Source organism: Streptomyces sp. NBC_01433 (genome assembly GCF_026340105.1).
In the GTDB taxonomy this organism is placed as follows: domain Bacteria; phylum Actinomycetota; class Actinomycetes; order Streptomycetales; family Streptomycetaceae; genus Streptomyces.
Genome location: NZ_JAPEPM010000006.1, coordinates 214,244 through 234,683 on the forward strand (window position 1 = coordinate 214,244; position 20,440 = coordinate 234,683).

Genomic DNA, 20,440 nt, shown 5'->3' on the forward strand with positions numbered 1-20,440 from the left:
GTGCTCCCTTGCTGTTCAGACGGAGAAGATGCGCGCTACGGCCGGGAACCCGAAGAAGACGAGCAGCACCATGGACAGCAGGGTCACGGGCACTACGAGGCTTTCGGAGGCGGCGTTGGCGCGGGCCTGGTCGGCGGCGGCCTGTTCGTCGGCGAGGCTTTCGGCCCGACTGCGCAGGGTGGTGTAGATGGCGGCGCCGTCGGTGCCGGCGCTGCTGACGATGTCGGCGATGTCGGCGGCGGCCGGTACGTCGAGTTCGTCGGCGATCTGGCGCAGTGCCTCCCAGGCGGGCGCCCGGTCGAGGCGGGCGCGCAGCAGGGCGGCGCGCAGGCGCTGGAAGGGCCAGCCGCTGCCGACTTCGGCGGGCCGTTCCAGGGTGTCCTGGGCGCCGGCGCTGGATACCCGTTCCATGGCGGCGAGTTCGGCGTACGCCATGATCGCCTGGGTGGCCTCGGCGCGGGCGCGGGTGGCGCGCTTGGCGAGTTGGGCGTCGGGAACGAACCACATTGCTGCGCCGGTCAGCAGGCCGACCAGGCTCGACAGGATGATGGGGAACTGGATGCCGGCCATTGCGACGATCAGCGTGAACAGGGAGGGCAGGAGAAGCCCGACGGCGAAGTGCAGCAGCTTCGCCCCGAACAGCTCCCCGACCGATTCGCCGACGAGGTTCAGGTTCTTGACGGGGATGGTGATGCCGGGCAGGTGACGCACCCGTTCGGCGACGGCGTCACCGGCGCGGGTCAGGGCAGGGGGCTCGTCACCGGACGTGTGGGACCGGGGAGCGGCGGCGGTTCCGTGCAGGCGCTCCAGGGCGGGTCCGAGGGCGGGGCCGGACGGGAAGAGCTCGCGTACGAGCAGGAACAGGCCGGCGCCCATGCCGGCACCGATGAGTAGGGCAAGGGCGAGCGGGGTCACTTGGCCACCTCCGTCTGGTCGACCGGCTGGGCGGAGGGCGCGGCGGGGGCGCCGGTGCCCATGAAGCCCGGCAGCGTGACTGTGGTCCCCAGCCGGTTCATCCACCAGAACAGAGCGACGACCGCGGCCATCAGCACCAGCATGACGATCATTCCCAAGGGGGTTCCGTACGGTGCGACCTGCTCCTTGTTGAAGGAGGTGGCGATGACGACGACGACGGTGATGGCACAGATCCAGCGGACCGTGGTGCGGTGCTTGGCCCGTTCGGCCTCGGTGTCGCGCCGGCGGCGGACGATGTCCTTGGTGCGGCTTCCCAGGTCGGACAGGACGTCGGCCAGGCCCGGGCCGCGGTCGCGGATGCGCAGCAGCAGGGCCGCGGCGACGAGGTCGGCCCGCGGATCCCCAAGGGCCCGGGCGAACGCGGTCAGGGCCTCGCGCGGCTCCATCCGCGAGTGCAGGCGTACCGCCAGGTCGGCGATCTCCCGCTCGATCGGCTTGGGCGCGGTGCGCACCGATGTGGCGATCGCGTCCTCGACGCCGATGCCCGTCTTCACCAGGTCGGACAGCCGCTTGGTCCACTGGGCGAGCGCCTCAAGGCGCTCGATCTGCTCGGTGGCGTTCTTGTTGGGGCTGAGCAGCCAGGGCAGGAAGAACACGGCGAGGGCCATGATGAAGGCGGAGGGCAGCCAGCCGGTGACGGCCCAGATCAGCATGCCGCCCGCGGCCGCGCCTCCGATCTGAAGGCGCAGGATGCGGCGGGCCCGGGGCGGCCGGGCCTGGCGGACCTTCACCGGGCGGGCACTGGTCGGTGCGGGGGTGCCCCGCACCCCGGCGATCAGGAGGAGCAGGCCCATCACAGTGCCGGCGGTGGCGAATCCGGCGATCAGCATTCCCATGCTCAGGCCACCTTGCCGTTCGGTCGGGACGTCCAGGCCCCGATGTTCTGGTAGGTGGAGAGCCACTCCGGGTTGAATCCGGCGCGGAGCAGGTCGTCGAGGCAGGCCGGCTGGATGCCCGTGGGCACGGCCCGGCCGTCGGGACCCGGGGTGAAGATGCGGTTGAAGGCCGGGGCCCCGGTGAGTTCGCTGAACTCGCTGGTGACTTCCAGGACTTGGTTGACGAAACGTTCCTTCCGTCCGCCGTGCTCGGTCTGGTCGTCCATGTGGATGTGTACGACGAAGTCGAGCGCCATGCCGGAGGTGAGGTAGGCGAGTTCCTGGGTCATGCCGCCGCCGTGCTGGATGCACAGCTGGGCGATCCGCGCGAACACCGCGTCAGCGCGCTTGACGTGGATGGTGCACATCGAGCCGCCCTCGCCGGCGCTCATGGCCTGCAGCATCGGCACGATCTCCCGTGAGCGGACCTCGCCGACGATCATGCGGCGCAGCATCATGCGCAGCGACGGCGCGATCAGGTCGGCCAGTTCGATCTCACCGGCGTCCCGCCCGTCGACCCGCTCGCCGTTGCCCTCCCGCGCCTCCATCGGCACGACCTGCTGCAGGTGGCCGACCTCGTGGAGAAAGAGCTCGTACTCGGTCTCCAGGGTGCCGACCCGCTCCTGGGGGTCGATCTCCCGGGCGAGGGCGATGAGCATGGTTGTCTTCCCCACCCCCTGCGTTCCGCTGATCATGATGTTCTTGCGGGCGGCCATCGCGGCGCGAAGGAAGTGCATCAGGCTCGCGTCGATGGTGCCGAACTCGACGAGCTTTTCCAGGCTGGCGTCACGTACCCGCTGCTTGCGGATGACGACGTAGGGGCGCGGGGTGACTTCGGTCAGGGCCTGAAGGCGCGAGGTGTCCGACAGGCGCAGGGCCAGGGTGGGGGAGGCCTTGGACAGGCTGCGCTCACCGGCGCCGTGGCGCCGGGCGAGCATCTGCAGCAGCTCGACGAGTTCCTCGTCGGACTCGGCGATCGGCGCGACCTTGCGGTTGGGCTGGCTCGCGTAGTCCACCCATACGTCGTCGCACCCGTTGATGAGGATGTTCTCGACGCTGTCGTCGTCCAGATAGGGCTGGAGCCGGCCGTGGGCGAACTGCAGGTCGAAGAGGGCCTGGGCCAGGCCCGTTTCGTCCGCGGAGGTCGGAGAGATCTGCCGAGATGCGGAGAAATCGGCTGCCCAGCGGGCCACGAGGTCCTGGATGAGTTCCCAGCCGCGCTGCTCGGCCTCCTCGCCCGTCATCTCCTTGCCGGCCGATTCCTTGTAGGCCTGGTACTCCGGCGCCATTCGCGTGCTGAGCTCGTCGCGCAGCGCGCGCACGGTGCCCCAGTCCCACAGCGCCGCGCGCCCCGCAGCCGTGGGCGCGCCGGGGAGCACAACGGGGCCGGAGGCCGCGGGAGTGGAGTCGCCGCGGCGCGGGGCGGCGGGAGAGAACTGCCCGTGGCCGGAGGAGTCCGGCCCGGGGAAGAGCGGCCTACCTCGCTGTGTCATGAGTGGCTCCCTTCGTGGTCAGGCGGCGCAGGAGGGTGGTGGGGCGTTGTTGCTCGGCCGGGGCGTGCAGGCGCAGTTGCTCCTGTACGGCCAGGGCCTGGAGGGTGCGGGACATCTCGGCTGCTTTGCGCATCAGCGGCGTGTTCGCGAAGCCGCGCCCGCCGTCCCCGCCGTGGGTCAGCACGCGGGCGGTCTTCTCGTCGAAGGGCAGCTCTGCGAAGACCGGCAGCTGCAGCTCCTCGGCGATGTCGCGCGGCCGGAACTGTCCTTCGCCGATCACCACCAGTCCGATGCGGCTGCTGTCGCGTCCGTGCATCTGCAGCGCGGCGCGCAGGGCGTCCACCCGGGGCTTGGCCGCGTGTGCGGCGCGCAGCGTGCCGCGGACGACGACCAGCGTCAGGTCCGCGCTGCGGGCCAGGGCGCTGGCCGCGCCTGCGGCACCGGAGCGGCCCAGGTCGACCAGGAGGTCGTATCCGGGTTCGCGCTGTTCGAGGTCGCTGAACAACTGGCTGAGGCGGGGCCACGTCTGGTGCAGTCCCACGGCCTGGGCCGGGCTGATCAACCCGGGGAGCAGCAGCCGGTTGGCGTCTGCCTCCGGCTCGGACAGGTTGAGCAGTTGCTGCCAGAACACCTCCTCCAGATGGCCGCGGCGGTCGGCGATCTGCAGGTGGTGCAGGCCGCGGTCGCCGAAGACGCGCGACTCGAGGTAGCCGGCGGCCACCGACCCGCCGTCGGGGTCGCATTCGGCCAGCACCACTCGCCGCCCGTTCGGCAGAGGCCACGTGAGCAGGGCCGAGAGCGCGGTGGCGGTGACGCCGGGCCCGCCGCTGGCGCCGCAGAACGCGATGACAGTCATCTCAGCCCTCCACCGGAACGATCACCAGGGAAACCTCGCCGGAGGCGGCCCAGGTGGCCAGCCGAATCCCGTCGAGCGCGCTGACCGCGAGATCGACCACACGGTCGCCGCTGTTGTCCGCGCTTCCCACCTCGATGACGGTGGCCTGCAGAGTCTGGCCGGCCGTCTTGTCGTCGCCCGCGGCTCCCGTCGCCGACTCCTTGGGCGTGTGGATCACCTTGACCGTCTGCCCGGGAGTCAGCCGGGTCGCCGGAAGCCGTGAGGACGCCAGCGACACCCCCACGAGCTGCTCACCGGCTTTGACCAGCGGCTCGTCGGTGACCGACGAGCGGGTCATCAGGCTGCCGCGGGACAGGCCCACCGTGGTGCGCTTCCCGATCAGCTTGTTCAGGTCCGCGGCCGGCACCGGCTTGAGCGCCGGGTCGGTGGCGATCTGCGCCTCGATGAGGTCCTCGGCCTTGAGCTCCGCGCCCATCGGCACATCCCGGGCGACGGCGACGACCGGCTCACGGTGACTGGTCACCGTATACAGCCAGCCGCCGGCGCCTCCGCATACACAGATCACGGCCACACCGAGCGCGATCCAGCTGGACCTGCGGCGGCGGACGACGGGTTGGCGTACCAGCGGCTGCGGGGCGGGTGCCGGTCGTGTGGTGTCGGGGGCTGACGGGCTGGGTGCGGTGCTCATGGACGGCTTCCTTCAGGGTGCGGGAGCATCAGGGCTTGGCGACGGCCTGGGCCTCGCCGATGGTGATCTGGGCGGGCTCGGCGACCCGCGTAGTGGTGATGTCGCCCTCCTGGCCGCCGCCGGCCCAGTGGACGGTCCAGGTCGTGATGGCCGTGACGGTGAAGGCCTTGTCCGGCTGGGAACTGGACGTCTTGGTGTAGCGGTAGCCGCAGTCAGGACTGGGCTGCCCGCCGAAGCGCTTCTCGTACGGCGTTCCTGCGGTGGTGCACTCCTCGGAGCCGCCGTCGCCCATCGTGTACGCGATCTTCTTCACGTTGGCGGTAGCAGTGACCGTGATCCCTGGTGCGGAAGCGCTGGCGGTCACCGGGCCCCAGGTTCGAGGGGTCTTGTTGTTCCAGATCCACACCGGCATGCCGACCAGGCCGGTCTTTCCCGCCTTGGGGGCGCTGCCGATGTCGGCGCCCAGGAGCCGCATCTTCTTGATTGCTTCCTGGGCGAGTTCCTCGGCTGTCGGGCCGCCGCCGAAGCCCGGCGGCGGGTTCAGGCTCCAGGTGGAGCCGCCCATGAGTTCACGGCCGGCGCCGGGGCAGGTCACGTTGTAGACCTTGCCCTTGGCGCGCGCAGCATCGTCGCCGGGTGCCGCGGTGCCCCACTCCCAGTCGGCGGCATCCTTGGCCGGCTGCGGCTCCAGGATCTCCCAGTAGCACTGGCCAGCCGGGTTGAACCAGCCCATTTCGGGGTCGTGACAGGGGACTTCGCCGATGTCGTCCCACTCGATGAAGCACTTCGCGCTGCCCCCGGTGCCCCCGCCGCCCGGCTTGCCGCCAGGCTTATCCGGCTTATCAGGCTTGTCCTGGCTGCCGCCACCACCTGCGTTGAGGTCGCAGTCGGGGACCAGATCGGGGCACTCGACACCTCCGCCGGGCTTGTCGCCGTCGGCTGCGGCCACCCCGGCAGTCAGGCCCAAGTGGAACGGCACGAGAACTGCGGCGGCCGCGAGGAGAGTCCCGCGGCCGCGCAGGCTCAGCATGTCGACCCCTTGTCGATGGTGGAGTCGGTGATCATCCACTTCCCGCTGCCGTACTGAGCCTTGGAGGTCTGCACCTTGCGCCGGTTGTCGCCGGCGAGCTCGGACTTCTTGCCCGTCTTGCTGTTCTGAGGAACGAAGTGAGTGCTGTCCACGCAGTCGACGATCGTCGCGCTCTTCGAGTCGCCGCCCAGCGAGAGCGTGACCTTCGGGTCGTCCTTCAGCTTCGGCTCGCCCTTCACCACCAGGTCGTTGTTCTGGTAGTAGAAGGCCGCTGCCCGCACCTTCGCCAAGGCCTTGTCGGCGGCGTACTTCTCCAACTGAGCGCCCTTGAACGAGCCGCTGCCGTAGATCTTGACCTGCTCCGTCCACATGCCGCGGTAGGCGGCCAGCACCTGCTTCCGGGCCTCCTCCTCCGGGCCGGCCGAGGGCGATGTGCTGGTGGCAGCCGGGGCGGACGGCGTCTTCCGTGCCGGGGCGTCCGAACCGCCGCCGCAGCCCGCCAGGAGCATCACGGCGCACAACCCTGCCGCCGTGGCGCCCGCGCGCGTCGTGACGGTCTTCGGAACGTTTACCTCGAAAGACGGTGCCATGGGCATATTCCCCTCAATTGTGGTCGTGGAAGTGCGCCGTGCGGCACACCCGGCACTGACCGGATCTACGCGATGGGGCGCGTGCGAGCTAAGGAGCGTACGTGGTCAACAGGGGCCTCGGCATGGTCATTTCGCGCTGGCGCATCCTGGGAGCAGGAGCCGAGAGAGCCGTACGGCGTGTGTGGACGGCCGAGCGGGCCACCACCTCGTACGGTCTGTGGAGCGCGTCGGCCGCCCGTGCCAGGACCGGAGCCTCCGCTGCCGCGAGACCCCGCTCGGTCCGGGACCAACGGGCCTGCGGCAGCCCCAGCATCCGTGCCAGATCCCGCTGCCGGATCCCGGCCTCGACCCGCAGACGGGCCAGATCCGCAGCGTCGACTGGCACGAGCAGCGCGCGGACCTCGACGCGCAGCGCCTTCGCCAGTGCCGTCAGTGTGCTCAGCTGGGGGGTACGGCGCCCGAGTTCGTACAGGCTGATGTGTGCCGCGCTCAGGCTGGGCTCGTCCCGGGAAGCCGCCTGCGCCAGGCCCTCCCGGGACAGCTGCGCAGCCGTGCGTTCGCTCAGCAGTGAGACCGGAGCGAAGTCGGTCACCCCGCGACCGGCCACCGGCACGTCCTTCCTGGGCGCGCCCGGCCCCCTGCAGCGCGCTCCTGATCGCTGCGGCCAGTACGGACGCATGTGAACGCATATGACACCCCCTCGGCACGTAACAGACCAGCTCTCAACCACCGCCGTCTGTCGTGAATCTGAGCGGTGATCACCCCGAATCTGACACCGGACTCCATACCCGTCAAGATGCTTTTGTGATGGTTCTTCCGTTTTGACTCTTCGGGTCTGTGCACGGCACCGACGTCCGCTGAGCAGCACGGATGTCACTCCGGCGCCGCGGCCGTCCGGGCCTGCTTACGGCGCGCCACGTTCTGCTTCACCGCGGCACTCGTCGCGGCCGCCCGCCGGTGCGCCGCCTCGATGACGGAGAACGAGGCAAGGGCCGCATACAGGCATGCGGCAATGCCCGTGCAAAACGCTCCGACGGCGGCGGGCAGCACCAGGAGGCGCCCCCACGGGGCAGGCAGGTAGATCGTCGTCAGCAGCGTGCCGACGAGACTGACGGCCAGCAGCGTGAAGAGCATGGCCCGGCACACGGCGCGCGCCGTGCTCAGCTCGGCGAGCGGCTTTCCCCCGCCGGCTCCGCGCCACAGCAGCCGGCGCAGGCGAGCGAATCGGAGTCGCCGGACGGGAGCCGGTCCGGCGTGTTCTGACTTGTCCATACGAGACTCCTTGGCATTGGCGGGAACGTGCCGACCGCATAGAGGTGTGCGCGGCGGCCTCCGTGTGACATCCGGGAGGGGGAAATCTGCATGCCCCGGACGAGGACCTGCTCCCGAGAGCAGGCGCTTGCGCCGGCGGCGCGCACCGGGCCACCGGTGGCCCTGGCCTGAATCACGCCGCCAGCACCGCACCGGCGCCTTCGACCGCGGGTGCTCCGCCCGTGATGGGCACGGGCGGAGCACCTGATCGGCGGTGCCGTCAGAGGGGCCCGGGCTGTACCTACACCGGCACGGTCCCGGCGCGCGCTCCAGCCGGTGCGCGGTGACGGGACTGGACCAGCGCGAGCGCCGCCAGGGTCACGCCGCAGGTGATCCGGCCCTCGGACAGCCACCGGGGCAGTTCCTCGGGCGTGACCCAGACGGGTTCGGTGAGGGACTCCATGGCTTCGGGCTGGGCGGGCTGCGCCGTCGCGGCGTCCACCTGCGCGACGAAGACGTGGATCGGGGAGGCGAGGATGCCGGTGTCCGCATGGATGACACCCAGCGGGCGGACGGTCTGGCTGACCAGCCCTGTTTCCTCGCGTAGTTCGCGGGCGGCGGCCGCTGCGAGTCCCTCGTCGCCCTCGGCGCCGCCCCGCGGGAACTCCAGGGACGCGGCGTGGACGGGGTACCGGTAGGAGGTCACGAGGGCGTATCCGCCAGGGCCGACGGGCACGACTACGACACCCTCCTGGTTCCACTGCCATCGCAGGTACTGGCCGGTAGCACCGGAGGGGGCGATCACGTCGTCGTTGAACAGGGTGCCGAAGCGGTTACGGAAAACGGCCACTTCCCGGACACGCCGGATGGGTGGCGGAGCGATGAGGGACTGCACGGACCTCGGTCCGGTCATGGTGGTCACTGGGCCTCCTTCGGGGATCTCCAACGCCCATAGAGGTGTGGAAATCAGGCGGCGTGTGACATCGATGGAGCATGTTTCTCTCACGAGGTGGTGGGGCCGGCGTAACGCGTCGCAGTGAAGGTGGGGCGAATTCCGCCGGTGGCTGACGGCTGCCCTGCGATGCATGGCCCTCCCATGTCCCAGAGATGAGCGGTCTGGCTCCCAACGTCCGGAGCCCTGACTGCGGCACCGCGTCGGTTCGAGGCAGCACCTAACCGCCCGGCACGCTCGCATTCTCTGAACAGCAGCAGGCCAACCTACTTAATGTGACTACCACTTGTCCCAATCGCCGATCCGACCTGACGGAGCTTGTGGTGCCTACCGACCCTGAGCGCGAGCGCGCCGAAATCCTGCTGCCGGCCATGGCCCGCGCCCTGGGGCGCATTCGGTACCTCGCCCACGACGTGCCCGACATCGCCGACGTGCTCGACACCATGGACCGGTCCATAGCTGACGGCACCGCCATCCCGGTAGACCAGGTTCCGGAGGCGACCGGAACGGCCAAGTCCCTGAGCGAGAGCGAGCGCGCCCTGGACGCGCTCCTGTCCCGGGCGCTGCTGAACATGCCGGACGGCCTGACGGCAGGCCTGCCCGGCAGCGATGTCGACGCAGCAGTGGAGCAGGAGTTCCAGACCGCCTGGCAGAAGGCCGCCGAGGCCGTCGCCACCGGTGAGCTGAGCCAAGCCACCTCGATACTCCAGCACACCTCGTACCTCTCACTCGCGCGCATCGAGAACGGGCTGGCGAACTGGGCCCACTGCTTGGAGGCGGCCACGTTCCGACGGAACCCACCCGAGCGCACGTGACCCCTCTGGGGTCGCGACCACCGCCTGGTCGGACCGGTCCCCGGTGAGTACGCGACTGGGAGATCGCCAGTCCCGGAACCCGTCTAGGGTGCGGGCCGGGCCATCGGCGCGAGCGTTCGATAACCGTGGGCGTGGCTGAGCAGGTAAATCGCTGCCTGGAGGATGAGCGCGACGCGGTGCTTGGGTGGGGTGTCGATCAAGCCGTGGCAGACATTGTTGCGCAGGTTCATACCGCGGTCGGGGTCGATGAGGAGAAGCTCCAGGGCTCGGCTCCAATCCGCGGGATACCCGGCGGCCGGCATGCTGCGAATGAGCCCGCCCAGCTGGTCGACGGTACCGGGTGTCTGGCCCTTGGCCACAGACACGATCGGAACTCGGGGGCGCAGGAGCTGCCTGAGGATCTGCTCGACCTGGGGCAGGGCGATGCACGCGGAAGCGTCGAACTCCCCCAGCCAGAAGTACCGGAAAGCGTGGGCGAGGGTTCGGGCGCGCGGCTCGGGCAGCACAGTGCCGTGGGCCAGGGCGGCGATCAGCTCGGCCTCGGCGGGTACGAAACGCTCCTGGATGTGGTCGAGCTGATCGGCGGTAAGGATTCCGAGGGCGTCCAACACGCGGACCTGCAGTTCGACGGTGTGGTCGTCGTCGGCGTCGGCGGGCGGGGTGACCTGGACAGGCCCCACGGTGTTGATGCGCGTGCGCGGGATCCGCAGCAGTCCCTCCAGCTCGCGGGCGTCGTCGGCGCGCTCGCGCATCGCCGGATGGACGTCTTCCGTGGTTCGCCACAGGGCATCTCGCAAGTCTGCGGCGGCGTCGATGTGCGCGCGCGTCATCTCGAACAGGGCACGCGGGATCTTGAGTTCGCGACCAATGCGAGTCCATCCCAGAGAGTTTGGGTCAGTGTGCTGCAGGGCCATCTCAGCACGCACCCGCAGCTCCGGCAGGCCCAGATCGCGTGCTTCGGTCGCGGCCCGGGTCAGCAGATGCAGGCGGCGGAACCCGGTGTTGACGTCGGCGTCGGCGGCGTCGAGGAACGCGTTGACGATCGCGATGTCGATGTCAGTTCGGCGGGGCCCGGATGCCACTTCTCCCCGCAGCAGCTTGAGGAAGTCGACCTGTGCGTACACATCGCTGGCGTAACGATGCGCGGCGCGTTCCGCGAGGCCCGTGATGTCGTAATCCTGGGTGCGCAGCCCTTGCAGAAGACTGTCCACCACCCTCGGTTCGTCCTCGGGGTCGCCCAGGACACGTTCCGCCAGAGCGACCATGCCGTCGGTGGCGTGCTTCCGCAGGTCGGACTGGTTGAAGGTTCGGGCGAGCTCTCCGGCCCAGCGCAGGCACTCGGTCGCGAGTGCCAGCCCGGGGACACGTTCGGGGGCGGCGAGCAGAAGCGGCGCCGCGCCCAGATACCCGGAGGCGGCGCCCCGGACGCGATCGGGCTTGTGGCCGTGTCCTGCGACCAACAGCAGATGATGAAGCCGGCCCCGGACAAACGGGTCGCTCACGGCATCGGCGTACATGCTCCAGATCTTGAGCTGGTCGGCTGTGACCTCGGGCAGACTCACAGACCAAGGCCTGCGCGGGCCGCCGAAGAACGTCCCGGTGAAGCCCTGTGCCTTCCCGGTCCCAGGAAGGCGGAGGCGCAGCGCAGCGAGCAGGGCGGCGCGCTGCTCGACGGCCGTGTTCGTGTCGATGTCCGCGGCCGCCAGCACGAGGGCCATGGCCTCATAGGAGACGGCATCCTTCGCCGCTTCCATGAGCGCGCCGAGAACGTCCGGGTCAACCTGCGGCATAGGAGTCTCGCTTCCGTCGTCGCCAGTATGGGCACGACTCCAGACCGGGCCCCACCGTTTTTCTCAGGCCGGTTCTGCAGCGGCCATGCGGAGCACTCGAACTTCCCGTTCACGCCCACCACCCGCGGGGCACCGAACTCGTCGGCTTCGGGCCCGGCAGGAGCTTGGTCCAGCCGCATGGGTGGCGGCGCCGACCGACGTGCTGCGCCGGTCGGTCGTCTGCCGGGGCGGGAGCGCGCTGCCGGCATCGTCCTGTGAATGTAGCCCCGGTCCGCGGCCGTCGCTTAGCCTGCCCCGATGCGTACACCGGGGGGACAGCAGGAAATCGGCCGCCGCCAGGCCCTGAAGTTGGCGACCGGTGCGGTGGGTGGGCTCGCCATCACCACCTCCGCGTGCACCGTCCTCGGCGGTGCTCCGGAGGAGGCCAAACCGCCGATCCGCAAGCCGCTGTGGACCTTCGTCCTGCCGGACAAGGACGGCATTGGCCAGGTCCTGGACGGCCCGCCGGTGCATCACGACGGCGTGCTCTACGTCAGGTCGAAGGAGGACGGGCTGTACGCGATCGACGCGGTCACCGGCCGCCGGCGCTGGCACGCGCCGTTGGCCGGCGCCCTCCCCGGCGCACCGGCCGTGACGTCGCAGGCCGTGTTCGTCGCTACGGACGGCGGCGCCGTGCAGGCGCTGCGCACCGCGGACGGCGAGCAGATGTGGCACCAGGCCCCAGGACGCCGCCTGAGCAAGCCCGGTGCGGGGGCTGTGTGGGTCAGCGGCTCCGTCGCCATGGTCAGCTTTCTGCCGTTCACCTATGACGATGATCCTGACCCGCCGTCCAGTGTCCTGTACGCACTCGACACGAGGAACGGGGACCTGCTGTGGCGCGCCTACGCCTCGCTCCTTGAAGTGCGTGACGGCCTTGCGTACGTCACCCCGCCGGATGAGAGCCTGACGGCGCTCGACCCACGTACCGGCGTGGTCCGCTGGTCGGCGCCCCTGGAGAAGCCGGGGGGCCGGTGCACTCTGGACGCCTTCGCCGAGGGGTTGCTCTTCGGGCGTAACGGCAACGTCGGCATCGGCTCGAAGCTGGTGGCGTACGACCCGCGCACCGGTGCCGTCCGCTGGACGGCACCGGCGGCGCACGCCTCGGTGCCAGTGGCGTCGGGCGACACCGTCTATATCAGCGCGCCGGGCCGCGGCAGCGGCGACGAGCAGCGGCTGCAGGCCTTCGACGCCACGTCGGGCAAGCGCCGCTGGACCGCGCCGGCCTTCTCGACCACGCTCAACGAAAGCCCAACCATCGCCGCTGACAGGGACGGTGCGTATCTGAGCTGGAGCGAGGACAGCAGCTTCGACGAGGACCGCACGACGCTGCGAGCGTATGCCGCGCGCACCGGGCATGAGCGTTGGCGAAGTGAGCGCCCCGACTCCTCCTACGCGGCGGACGCAGCCCCCGGGAATCGCCTGTTCATCAGCTACCTGGAGGACTGGTACTGCCACGACACCCGCACCGGCAAGGCCCGCTGGCGCGTGAGTGCGGGAGAGAGCACCTCGGGGCCTCCGCCGCTCGCCGCCGATGGGCTGCTGTACTTCGCGAGCGACAGAGGCATACACGCCCTCCGTCTCTGAACCCGCCACTGCCCGCGCTACGCACCTTCAGCAGATGGTGAAAACGCTCAACCGCCGACGAGGAACGGGACAACCGACCTGCGACCTCGCCGTGAACTCAAGAACAGCCCTGCCAAACTGCGCCCCCCGCCGACCACGCCGTCCGGGCATGAACGGCGGAGCTCAGGAGAGGAGCTGGCGCAGCCCGCTCATGACGCCGGCGTCGGCGCCTTCGAGGATGAGCGCCAGTTGCGGGAACAGAAGCAGGGCTGCCACCTCGGCGGGTGCGTAGAACCAGGCATCGTCCGCAGGGAGCCCGGCGAGCGGGGGCGCCTGCAGGGTCAGCCGGCCGTGCCGGTCGGTGTAGATCGCTGGGGCAGTCGGGAAGTCGACGGTGCCCGCCCGGCTGATGGCCCGGACGAGCCGCCCTCCGCGTCCGCAGCTCAACGCAGTTGTCTTTCCCGCGGAGATCTGCCGTTGGAGGGTGTCGTGAGCGAACCCGTGGGCGGGAAACGGGTACACCCGTATCCGCTGGAACAGATCGGCGTTCACCGACTTGATGACGTCCGGGGCACTGTCGAGGAGCGCGACCGGCTTCACCGCGATGCTTGCGCCCGACTTCGTAAGGACGACATCGCTCTCCAGGGCCCGCCGCACCACACCGACCAGGTCCGCGCGCACCGCGGACTCGGAGGCTTTCGTGCCCGACGCCTGCGTCCACTTCACCGGGTCGACATTGACGGTGATCTGAGCGGAGGCCTGGACGCCGAACAGAACGGAGTTCACTCTCCCGAGATCGCTGACGGCCTGGTCATCACCGCACGCTCTCGGGCGGGGCCCCTCGTCGTGCCGCTGCTCGGCCCGGTGAGGGGCCGCGGCCGCGTACTGCGGTGTGGTGATCACTTAAGGGTCCCCTCGAAGATGAGGCGGGCGCCGCGCTGCTCCGCCTCGACGGTCACGGCGCCTGGAACGGTACGCGAGGGCACCGAGACGCGGACGGTCTCCGTGGCAGTGCGGCGCGGTGCGATGGGCGCGTCCCCGTAGCCGAGTCCGGCGGACGCGGTGTCCGCAGTGGCGAGGTCGGCGCCGACCAGGACCCGCAGCGTCACCCCCATGCCTGAACGGGGCTCGTCGTCAGCGTTGCGCACCGACAGCTCGAGAGTCGCCTCACGTCGGCCGCCCTTGTCCGCGGCCAGCTGCAGCGGGGAGACCCTCACGCCGTCCGGCGACCACTGGCCGAGCTCGATGGCTGAGTCGGCGGCCGCGGTGGCCGCGGGTGTGGGCGCGGTGCCGGCCCGGGAGCCAGGCAGGAGCCCCTCGAAGAACACGGCGTCGGCCTCGGCCAGGCCAGCCTGAGTGGCCTCGAGCGTGACGGTGGCCCGCTGGCCTGCACTCTGCGGTGGAACGGCCACCCCCAGGTCGGCGGTGAACGTCGCTCCCGGCTTGACCTTGGTGCCGGCGTCCGGCTCGGGGAAGCCGGCCAGGGACTCGTCGGTGAACGGCACTGTTGCGAGCCCGAGCTCGCCCACGCGGACGGTCGCCGCGGTCTCGGGCAGCAGAGCGATGTCGGTGCCGGTGTTGGTGAGGTCCACCTGCATACGAGCGGCGGACCAGCCGGCGGGCACGGAGTCGCCGGCCGGCGGGGTTGCCGCCTGCAGCGGACGTACGGTCGCCTTCCACGCGCCGTCGGCGAGCTGCTGCTCCGTACCGAGGGGCGCGATCCCGTCGGGGAGGCCCGCCGGGCTGGACGCGGCCTGCCGCGGGGCCCCGGCGGGGCCTGCGGACCCCGGCGCATCGTCCTGGCTGCATCCGGTGAGGACGAAGGCCAGGAGCGCCGCGGCGCACGTGCCGACCAGAGGGGCGGTCTTCATTACAAACTCCGTTGATGAGGGCTGAATTGTGGCTGCAGTAGGGATCATGCCAAAGCATGGGATCCGCTCGACAGGCCCACTCGCCCTGCATCAGTCCGCGCCCGGAGATGTGGCCGGATTTGGCCTAGGGGACGCGGGCAGGGAGGGGGAGCCCGTCGGACGGGGTGCCGGAGGACTGACTGGAGATGGTGACTCCTGCGGTGCGAGTGATCCGGTTCCGTGAACGGCTGCGGGGGGAGGCTGCGCAGCTGCGCAGCCTCCCCCCGCACCATTCCGGGTGTTGGCGTGGGTCAGGGGGTGGCGGGGATGGCAACGAGGTAGAACTCGTTGCCGTCGTCATCCGACACGAGAACCGGGTGGCCCTGGTCGACCGAGGCGAACACGCGATCCTTGAGGTCATCTGCACGGTCGGCAGTGGTGAGAGGGGCCTTGAGCCCGGAGCGGACCGCCTCGTAGGTCGCGGGCTGGGGCCGGTATCGGTATCGCCCGCCCTTCACCTCGGTGATGGTCGCGATGATCTCCTCGTCGCTGATCGTGTCGTCGTAGCCGCGGAACCGGGCGAGCTGGCACGTGTTGACGGCGAGGAGCTGGCGGTTGTGGTTGTTACACAGCCGCCCGGGAGTCCCCGGGGGGTGGAAGTGAACAGCGGTGTCAATCGACGTGGGCAACGCAATCCTCCGTTGTCGGCGGCCAGTTGGTGCGCAGCGGGCGATGGTTGCGCTCTGGCTCGGGCCGGCTGATGAGTACAGCATACATCAGTAATTCCAATTATGCAATATAAGAATGTCGGGCCCTGCCCTGTCACCCGCGGGACTCGACCATCTGCGCCCTTCAGGGCGAAACCCCGCAAGCGGGACGGTGAACCCTAGCTTGGGGCCCGACCGCTTACTGTCGCGCGTGCGTCCTCGGCGGCTTCCCACCGCGGGGTGAGTCCGACGACTTTCGCCCATCGGGTGACCTGCTCGTTGGTTACGAGACAGGTGTTGAGCTCCCAGCTTCGGTGCCCCTGCGCCCGGATGTGGGTCAGGACTTCCGCCAGAGTCTCTTCGAGCTCCTTGATGCGGAGTTCGCCGGGCTCACTGGTCGTCATGGTGTGTACCTCCCAGAACAGGTAGGCCGACCGCATCGAGCGCAGTCGGCGTAGTCATTGGGCCTTGTCGGTGCCCGCCTCGCAGGCCGGCGGACCGAGTTGTTCGGCCCGGGCCGCAATGAGCGCGTCGAGGTCCCGATACAGCTGCGGCCAGCTGGCGGGCGGGCGCACTGCCTGCGGGGGCAGCGCCCCGAAGGCGAGTGCGAGACGGACGCCAAGGTGCTGTTCGCCGACCACGGCGAGGAATCCGGCGCACCACCGCATGGCGTGCGCCGTGCCGGGCTGGTCTCGGTGGCAGGCGACGATGGGCGCGTCCACGGGTGCCTCCGCGCCGGGGCGCCCGTTGGCCTGTCGCAGCATGTCCATGTCCTCGTCGCTGAACTCGGTCAGGTCGGTGCAGGTCAGCCAGGGGCATTTCGTGCAGGGACGTTTCCGGTGCTCGCGCTCCCTCCCGGGTTCCAGCAAGACGCTCCGCGCGCTCAGCTCGGACGTCGGCTCGGCCCCGGCTGGTGCGGCTGGCACATGTTCCGCCTCGTCGAGCTCTTCGCAGGAAGGGCGGTTCACGGGCTCTCCTTGATCGTGATGGTGGCGTACCGTCTGGCTGTCAAAAGTCTGCCAGGGCGCACTCGCGCGCGCTCGAACTATCCAGCGACCTGGGACCGGGACGGACCCGGCCGCAGCGCCTCAGCTCTGGGTGAGGGCCCCGGCGGCGAGAAGCGCACGCCCGACTCGGCCCTCGCTGATGCCGGGTACGCCGCCGAAGGCCCCAGCGAGGTAGCTGTCGGCCAGATCCTCATCCCTGCCCGGCTTCGCGTCGGTGAGGGGGTAGACCTCGGTCGAGCCGTCCCGGCCCCGCTCGGCGAGCCACACATGGTGGGGCTCCAGGCTCTGACCATGGCGCGCACCGCCGAGAAGGGCGACCGCGTGGGACGTGCACAGCAGCTGAGCCTGCTGGCCGTTGGACCACCAGGCGACGAAGAGCGTAGTGATCTCGGCAGTGAGCAGCGGGTGGAGTGGGCTTCCGAGGCCGTCGATGAGAAGGACGCTGCCGTGCTCCAATGCCCATAGGACGCGTTCCAGGACGAGCACCAGGGCGCGGGTGCCGGAGGACTCCATCGCCCAGTCCAGCAGTACGGATCGGCCACCGGCGGCGGTGTGGGCGAGCTTGACCTGGCCATCGGCCGGGTCTATCTCCACGGCGTCTACACCGAGGTCGGCAGCCATGAGCAACGGGCCGAGCCGGCGGCGCAGTTCGGCCGACTCCGCGAGCCGGGCCCGGGCCCGCTCCTGCTGCTGCGCATCGCGGGGAGTGATGCACAGCAGCTCGGTGCGGAAGAAGTCGTAGACCGTCCGGAAGGGGCCGACCTGGAGTAGCCCGCCCAGGGAGAGGGTCAGGCTACGGTCGCTGCCGAGGTGTTCCAGCCGCCCAGAGTCTGGCGTAAGGCCGTGCCACCGATAGGCGCAGCCACCCCGGTCGGCCCGCGCGGCGTCCCGGTCGATCCAGGTCCGCAGTCCGTCGGCGGCCGTGACGCTGTGCAGCCACTCCCGCTCGATACCCCGGGCACTGACGGCGAAGCCGTACGTCCACTGTTCGCCGTCGCGGACGAGCTCAATCTCGTACGTGCTGGGCTCCGCGGCGTCGTCCGGGCTCAACGCGAAGGGACGATGAGCCGGTGAGGCGGGAACAGTCCGGCGGATGTAGGAGGTCAGCACGGCGGCACGCATGTTCGCCATCGCGCCGAGGACGGTCGAGGTCCCGGACGCGTTGGCCCCGAACAGTGCGGCGACAGCGATGACGGCAAGCGGGCCGTGCGGGGCGTTCATGGGGAAGGTGCCCGTCTCCTCCGTCTTGTCGACGGTCAGGTCCAGCTCCTCGGTGTGCCGCGCCGAACCGACGTTGGTGATCCTGAAGGCGGCCAGGTGCGTCCCGGGGCGGGGGAGACCGAAGTCCGTGGTGCTTGCTGTTGTGGAGACGGTCATCTCAGACCTTCCGTAGCGGGGGCGGGCTCACACCCTGGGCGACGCCCCAACTGTACGAAAGTAATTTCAATTAAGCAATACTGTTGGGTTGTGTGTGCTGCACCGGGGCAGGTTCCTCCGGGAGCGGGAACCGTACGCTCTCCACGTCATCCACGGGCAGTTCGTCCTCCATGGGTTCATGCTCCCAGTACTCGAAGGGGTAGTTGGTCAGGGTCTCATCGGGGCAGGTCGACGCCGGGATGATCACGCCGTGGCACCGGACGAAGCGTCGCCCGTCCCGGTAGCCGAAGTGGCCCCGCTGGCCGCCGCTGACGGTGAAGAGTTCCGGGTAGTTCTTCCCGCTCTCCAGGATGAGCAGGCTCGCCGGCGGCAGGCGGCGCCACCTGCTGTAGCTCGAATCGCGCGACCAGTGGTCGCAGAACCACCGCAGATCGCGGAGAGCGACGGTTTCCGCCGTCACGTGGAGGAACTCCACGCTCCTGTTCGTGCGCCCGTCGGCGCGGCTCATCGTCATGCCTGTCTCCTCGAATCGTTGGGTTCTGCGGAATAGGGACTTCAGGTGGCCGGGCCGCGCCAGTCGGCTCGCACCTCGTCCCATACGTGCCCCAGCCACCACATCCGGGCCGGGTTCTTTCGCCAGTACTTCACGGCCAGGAACCGGTACCGCCCAGGTCGCAACTGCCCCAACCGTGCCGGGAGCGGCAGCGGAACGATCCTGCTCAGGGGGCGCTCGGCGTACTCGCACGACGCGTTCCAGGCGTCCAGGTACGCGTCGCCGGTGGCGAGCTTCGGGAAGGGGGTGATTCCGCGCCGGGAGCAGAAGCTCCTCCAGGCGTCCATGAAGGCCTGCTCATAGTCGTCGAAGTCCTCCCCCTCGTGGCGGGGGCGGAAGCGGAAGCGCAGCACGGCGTTCTCCAGAAAGGTGATCATGAGGGGCGCGGGTGTGCCGAGCCTTCCTCGGCGCCGGACCATGGGTGCCCGAACGGTTGGCCGCACCAGCAGATGTGATGGCTGCCGAGGGGACTCCTGCGAGTCTCGGGGTGCGGTTGTCGGGGTGCCGGATCCGGCGGTACTTGGCGGCCCTCGACTGCTTGGTGGCGGAGGCCGCGCGGGCCCGCTTCGGGAGCACTATCCGAAGTGCTTCCGTACGGCGGCGGGGTGTTCGTGTTCGATCAGCCAGGCGCGCGCGGCCTCGGGGTCGATGGCCTCGTATACGAGCTGTGCGGGCGTGCAGTTGTTGTGCGCCAGAAACCACATCCGCTCCCGGGGAGCCCAGTAGAGGTACGGAGTCAGCTCCAGACCGTCGGGGTCCTCCAGAATTCCCTCGAACTCCACCGCCTTAATGGACGAGAAGAGGCCGTGCAGGAGACCGCCGGTGGCGGCATCCCGCGAGACGTAGGGGATTTGCATGGGTGGTGCGCCTCCGGGGCGTGACGGGGCGGTCCGGGAATTCACGGATCGCATAGGAGGTGGGTGGGACGTAAGTAGCGCTGGCGGGACTCGAACCCAGCGACCCAGGACTTATAAGATCCGCGCTCTACCAACTGAGCTACAGCGCTGCGTGGTTGGACGGGCCGTACCCGATGGGGGGGGGTACCGGGTACGGCCCGTGCGAACGGCCGCTTCTCGCTTGCCGTTGATGCAACTCTACAGCAGAACATTCAATTAAGCAATTTCTGTTGCGTCGGCCCTGTGTGATTCTTCGCCACCGCGCGCGGGAGGCCGGGACGCTCAGCGTTCGGCGCCCAGCCAGAAGCGGTCCGGCCGGCTCGCCCGTTGCGGCTGTCGGGGACCCGCGGGGGCTCGTCGGCGTCCTGTCCGCGAGCGCGGTCAGTGCATCGTGCAGCGCGGGGGCCAGCTTCCTGGCTCATCGGCCCAACGTCCGCTGGGGGAAACTCCCTTGTGGCTCCTCTGGGACCAGGGCCTGCGGGCGCGCACCATCGTCGGCGCTTACCCGGGGAAGGCATTCGTGTCGGTCGGCCATGCGGTCGAGGCGGTCCAGCGTCCACCCCTGCCCGTCGAACCCGGCCTGCGTCGTGATGGCGCTGCACTGCTTGCAGCGGACCTCTTCGGCGACGACGGGAGGGGTGGCGCCGGGGGCAGAGACGACGACCTCGAAGTTGTCACGAGGCAGTGCGCGTGAGGGAGCGGCCGCGGCGGTCTCCGCCCCGCCGGTGAGGAACTCCATGATCTCCGACGGCAACGCGATGTCGTGCCCCCGCTGGTGCACGCTGCGAACGGCGGCACCCACCGCGTGGGTGCCGCCTCGGCGTAGCTCGCCGACCTCGGCGGTCAGACGCTCCACCTCGGTCTCCGCCTCCAGCAGCCGGCGCAGTACGGGCCCCATGCGCTCTCCGCAGAAGGAGCGAAGGTTCAGGCAGTACCAGTCCTCCCGCTGCGAGGCGTGATCGTGCTGAGCGCAGTCACGGACAGACTCGGCGAGCACTTCAACCAGGGTGTCCTGTGCGGGCTTTGCGGCGCCGAGCAGGTCGGCGATCCGGCCACGCTGATCGGCGTTCAGCGGAGTGATGTTCATGAGGATGCTCCTGGGCTGGTCAGAGGGGCAGGGATGGCCATGCGCG

At 69.8% G+C, this 20,440-nt stretch carries 23 protein-coding genes and 1 tRNA gene; 2 read left to right on the top strand and 22 right to left on the bottom strand.

Annotated features, from left to right (window positions below; genetic code table 11):
• Nucleotides 1-15: 15 nt before the first annotated feature.
• From OG413_RS44515 to OG413_RS44560, 10 genes are all read right to left on the bottom strand, one after another.
• Nucleotides 16-915 (bottom strand): hypothetical protein, encoded by a 900-nt coding sequence (locus OG413_RS44515; RefSeq protein ID WP_266815736.1) that lies wholly within the window; start codon nucleotides 913-915, stop codon nucleotides 16-18.
• Nucleotides 912-1,811, bottom strand: a complete 900-nt coding sequence (locus OG413_RS44520) for a type II secretion system F family protein (protein ID WP_266815737.1) — start codon at nucleotides 1,809-1,811, stop codon at nucleotides 912-914. Before OG413_RS44520 ends, OG413_RS44515 begins: the two co-directional genes overlap by 4 nt.
• Nucleotides 1,812-1,813: 2 nt before the next feature.
• Nucleotides 1,814-3,343, bottom strand: coding sequence for a CpaF family protein (locus tag OG413_RS44525; RefSeq protein WP_266815738.1), 1,530 nt, complete (start codon nucleotides 3,341-3,343; stop codon nucleotides 1,814-1,816).
• Nucleotides 3,327-4,199: a hypothetical protein gene (locus tag OG413_RS44530; RefSeq protein ID WP_266815739.1), complete on the bottom strand. Its 873-nt coding sequence runs from the start codon at nucleotides 4,197-4,199 to the stop codon at nucleotides 3,327-3,329. The genes OG413_RS44525 and OG413_RS44530 overlap by 17 nt, the downstream gene beginning before the upstream one ends.
• 1 nt (nucleotide 4,200) lies before the next feature.
• Nucleotides 4,201-4,887 (bottom strand): SAF domain-containing protein, encoded by a 687-nt coding sequence (locus tag OG413_RS44535; protein ID WP_266815740.1) that lies wholly within the window; start codon nucleotides 4,885-4,887, stop codon nucleotides 4,201-4,203.
• A 28-nt stretch (nucleotides 4,888-4,915) separates the two neighbouring features.
• Nucleotides 4,916-5,917, bottom strand: a complete 1,002-nt coding sequence (locus OG413_RS44540; protein ID WP_266815741.1) for a hypothetical protein — start codon at nucleotides 5,915-5,917, stop codon at nucleotides 4,916-4,918.
• The gene (locus OG413_RS44545) at nucleotides 5,911-6,507 is read right to left on the bottom strand and encodes a hypothetical protein (protein ID WP_266815742.1); all 597 of its coding nucleotides are present in this window, start codon (nucleotides 6,505-6,507) and stop codon (nucleotides 5,911-5,913) included. The genes OG413_RS44540 and OG413_RS44545 overlap by 7 nt, the downstream gene beginning before the upstream one ends.
• Nucleotides 6,508-6,595: 88 nt before the next feature.
• Complete coding sequence (locus OG413_RS44550) at nucleotides 6,596-7,114, bottom strand: helix-turn-helix transcriptional regulator (RefSeq protein ID WP_266815743.1); 519 nt, start codon at nucleotides 7,112-7,114, stop codon at nucleotides 6,596-6,598.
• 266 nt (nucleotides 7,115-7,380) lie between these two features.
• Nucleotides 7,381-7,779 carry a hypothetical protein gene (locus tag OG413_RS44555; protein WP_266815744.1) on the bottom strand — a complete coding sequence of 133 codons (399 nt, stop codon included), beginning with the start codon at nucleotides 7,777-7,779 and terminating at the stop codon, nucleotides 7,381-7,383.
• 280 nt (nucleotides 7,780-8,059) lie between these two features.
• Nucleotides 8,060-8,671 carry an NUDIX hydrolase gene (locus OG413_RS44560; protein WP_266815846.1) on the bottom strand — a complete coding sequence of 204 codons (612 nt, stop codon included), beginning with the start codon at nucleotides 8,669-8,671 and terminating at the stop codon, nucleotides 8,060-8,062.
• Nucleotides 8,672-9,033: 362 nt separating this feature from the next.
• Between OG413_RS44560 and OG413_RS44565 the strand changes: the two genes are divergently transcribed.
• Nucleotides 9,034-9,525: a hypothetical protein gene (locus tag OG413_RS44565; RefSeq protein WP_266815745.1), complete on the top strand. Its 492-nt coding sequence runs from the start codon at nucleotides 9,034-9,036 to the stop codon at nucleotides 9,523-9,525.
• An 83-nt stretch (nucleotides 9,526-9,608) separates the two neighbouring features.
• On the opposite strand, the gene OG413_RS44570 is transcribed toward OG413_RS44565, so the two are convergent.
• Complete coding sequence (locus OG413_RS44570; protein WP_266815746.1) at nucleotides 9,609-11,315, bottom strand: DUF4209 domain-containing protein; 1,707 nt, start codon at nucleotides 11,313-11,315, stop codon at nucleotides 9,609-9,611.
• Between the two features lie 297 nt (nucleotides 11,316-11,612).
• Here OG413_RS44570 and OG413_RS44575 point away from each other — a divergent pair, with 297 nt between their 5' ends.
• Entirely contained in the window at nucleotides 11,613-12,938 is a 1,326-nt protein-coding gene (locus OG413_RS44575; RefSeq protein ID WP_266815747.1) for a PQQ-binding-like beta-propeller repeat protein, read from the top strand.
• Between the two features lie 162 nt (nucleotides 12,939-13,100).
• On the opposite strand, the gene OG413_RS44580 is transcribed toward OG413_RS44575, so the two are convergent.
• The 11 genes from OG413_RS44580 to OG413_RS44630 all read right to left on the bottom strand — a co-directional run bounded on the left by OG413_RS44580 (nucleotide 13,101) and on the right by OG413_RS44630 (nucleotide 20,394).
• The gene (locus OG413_RS44580; RefSeq protein WP_266815748.1) at nucleotides 13,101-13,820 is read right to left on the bottom strand and encodes a hypothetical protein; all 720 of its coding nucleotides are present in this window, start codon (nucleotides 13,818-13,820) and stop codon (nucleotides 13,101-13,103) included.
• Nucleotides 13,817-14,788, bottom strand: a complete 972-nt coding sequence (locus tag OG413_RS44585; RefSeq protein ID WP_266815749.1) for a hypothetical protein — start codon at nucleotides 14,786-14,788, stop codon at nucleotides 13,817-13,819. The genes OG413_RS44580 and OG413_RS44585 overlap by 4 nt, the downstream gene beginning before the upstream one ends.
• 290 nt (nucleotides 14,789-15,078) lie before the next feature.
• Entirely contained in the window at nucleotides 15,079-15,456 is a 378-nt protein-coding gene (locus OG413_RS44590) for a hypothetical protein (RefSeq protein WP_266815750.1), read from the bottom strand.
• Between the two features lie 197 nt (nucleotides 15,457-15,653).
• On the bottom strand, nucleotides 15,654-15,878 hold the full coding sequence (locus tag OG413_RS44595) for a hypothetical protein (RefSeq protein WP_266815751.1): 225 nt from the start codon (nucleotides 15,876-15,878) through the stop codon (nucleotides 15,654-15,656).
• 54 nt (nucleotides 15,879-15,932) lie between these two features.
• Nucleotides 15,933-16,442: a DUF6283 family protein gene (locus OG413_RS44600; RefSeq protein WP_266815752.1), complete on the bottom strand. Its 510-nt coding sequence runs from the start codon at nucleotides 16,440-16,442 to the stop codon at nucleotides 15,933-15,935.
• A gap of 120 nt (nucleotides 16,443-16,562) precedes the next feature.
• The gene (locus OG413_RS44605) at nucleotides 16,563-17,858 is read right to left on the bottom strand and encodes an ATP/GTP-binding protein (protein WP_266815753.1); all 1,296 of its coding nucleotides are present in this window, start codon (nucleotides 17,856-17,858) and stop codon (nucleotides 16,563-16,565) included.
• A 70-nt stretch (nucleotides 17,859-17,928) separates the two neighbouring features.
• A complete protein-coding gene (locus tag OG413_RS44610; RefSeq protein ID WP_266815754.1) occupies nucleotides 17,929-18,372 on the bottom strand; it encodes a hypothetical protein in 444 nt (147 codons plus the stop codon).
• 41 nt (nucleotides 18,373-18,413) lie between these two features.
• A complete protein-coding gene (locus OG413_RS44615) occupies nucleotides 18,414-18,788 on the bottom strand; it encodes a hypothetical protein (protein WP_266815755.1) in 375 nt (124 codons plus the stop codon).
• Between the two features lie 198 nt (nucleotides 18,789-18,986).
• Nucleotides 18,987-19,268, bottom strand: a complete 282-nt coding sequence (locus tag OG413_RS44620; RefSeq protein WP_266815756.1) for a hypothetical protein — start codon at nucleotides 19,266-19,268, stop codon at nucleotides 18,987-18,989.
• A gap of 75 nt (nucleotides 19,269-19,343) precedes the next feature.
• Nucleotides 19,344-19,417 (bottom strand) — tRNA-Ile (locus tag OG413_RS44625).
• A gap of 308 nt (nucleotides 19,418-19,725) precedes the next feature.
• Nucleotides 19,726-20,394 (bottom strand): hypothetical protein, encoded by a 669-nt coding sequence (locus tag OG413_RS44630; protein WP_266815757.1) that lies wholly within the window; start codon nucleotides 20,392-20,394, stop codon nucleotides 19,726-19,728.
• Between the last annotated feature and the right edge of the window lie 46 nt (nucleotides 20,395-20,440).

Bases quoted from the DNA above. Each gene is read 5' to 3' on its own strand.
- OG413_RS44555 (WP_266815744.1), bottom strand. From the start codon at position 7,779: ATGGACAAGTCAGAACACGCCGGACCGGCTCCCGTCCGGCGACTCCGA.
- OG413_RS44620 (WP_266815756.1), bottom strand. From the start codon at position 19,268: ATGCAAATCCCCTACGTCTCGCGGGATGCCGCCACCGGCGGTCTCCTG.
- OG413_RS44595 (WP_266815751.1), bottom strand. From the start codon at position 15,878: ATGACGACCAGTGAGCCCGGCGAACTCCGCATCAAGGAGCTCGAAGAG.
- OG413_RS44520 (WP_266815737.1), bottom strand. From the start codon at position 1,811: ATGGGAATGCTGATCGCCGGATTCGCCACCGCCGGCACTGTGATGGGC.
- OG413_RS44540 (WP_266815741.1), bottom strand. From the start codon at position 5,917: ATGCTGAGCCTGCGCGGCCGCGGGACTCTCCTCGCGGCCGCCGCAGTT.
- OG413_RS44525 (WP_266815738.1), bottom strand. From the start codon at position 3,343: ATGACACAGCGAGGTAGGCCGCTCTTCCCCGGGCCGGACTCCTCCGGC.
- OG413_RS44630 (WP_266815757.1), bottom strand. From the start codon at position 20,394: ATGAACATCACTCCGCTGAACGCCGATCAGCGTGGCCGGATCGCCGAC.
- OG413_RS44605 (WP_266815753.1), bottom strand. From the start codon at position 17,858: ATGACCGTCTCCACAACAGCAAGCACCACGGACTTCGGTCTCCCCCGC.
- OG413_RS44575 (WP_266815747.1), top strand. From the start codon at position 11,613: ATGCGTACACCGGGGGGACAGCAGGAAATCGGCCGCCGCCAGGCCCTG.
- OG413_RS44570 (WP_266815746.1), bottom strand. From the start codon at position 11,315: ATGCCGCAGGTTGACCCGGACGTTCTCGGCGCGCTCATGGAAGCGGCG.
- OG413_RS44545 (WP_266815742.1), bottom strand. From the start codon at position 6,507: ATGGCACCGTCTTTCGAGGTAAACGTTCCGAAGACCGTCACGACGCGC.
- OG413_RS44615 (WP_266815755.1), bottom strand. From the start codon at position 18,788: ATGATCACCTTTCTGGAGAACGCCGTGCTGCGCTTCCGCTTCCGCCCC.
- OG413_RS44535 (WP_266815740.1), bottom strand. From the start codon at position 4,887: ATGAGCACCGCACCCAGCCCGTCAGCCCCCGACACCACACGACCGGCA.
- OG413_RS44585 (WP_266815749.1), bottom strand. From the start codon at position 14,788: ATGAAGACCGCCCCTCTGGTCGGCACGTGCGCCGCGGCGCTCCTGGCC.
- OG413_RS44530 (WP_266815739.1), bottom strand. From the start codon at position 4,199: ATGACTGTCATCGCGTTCTGCGGCGCCAGCGGCGGGCCCGGCGTCACC.
- OG413_RS44610 (WP_266815754.1), bottom strand. From the start codon at position 18,372: ATGACGATGAGCCGCGCCGACGGGCGCACGAACAGGAGCGTGGAGTTC.
- OG413_RS44560 (WP_266815846.1), bottom strand. From the start codon at position 8,671: ATGACCGGACCGAGGTCCGTGCAGTCCCTCATCGCTCCGCCACCCATC.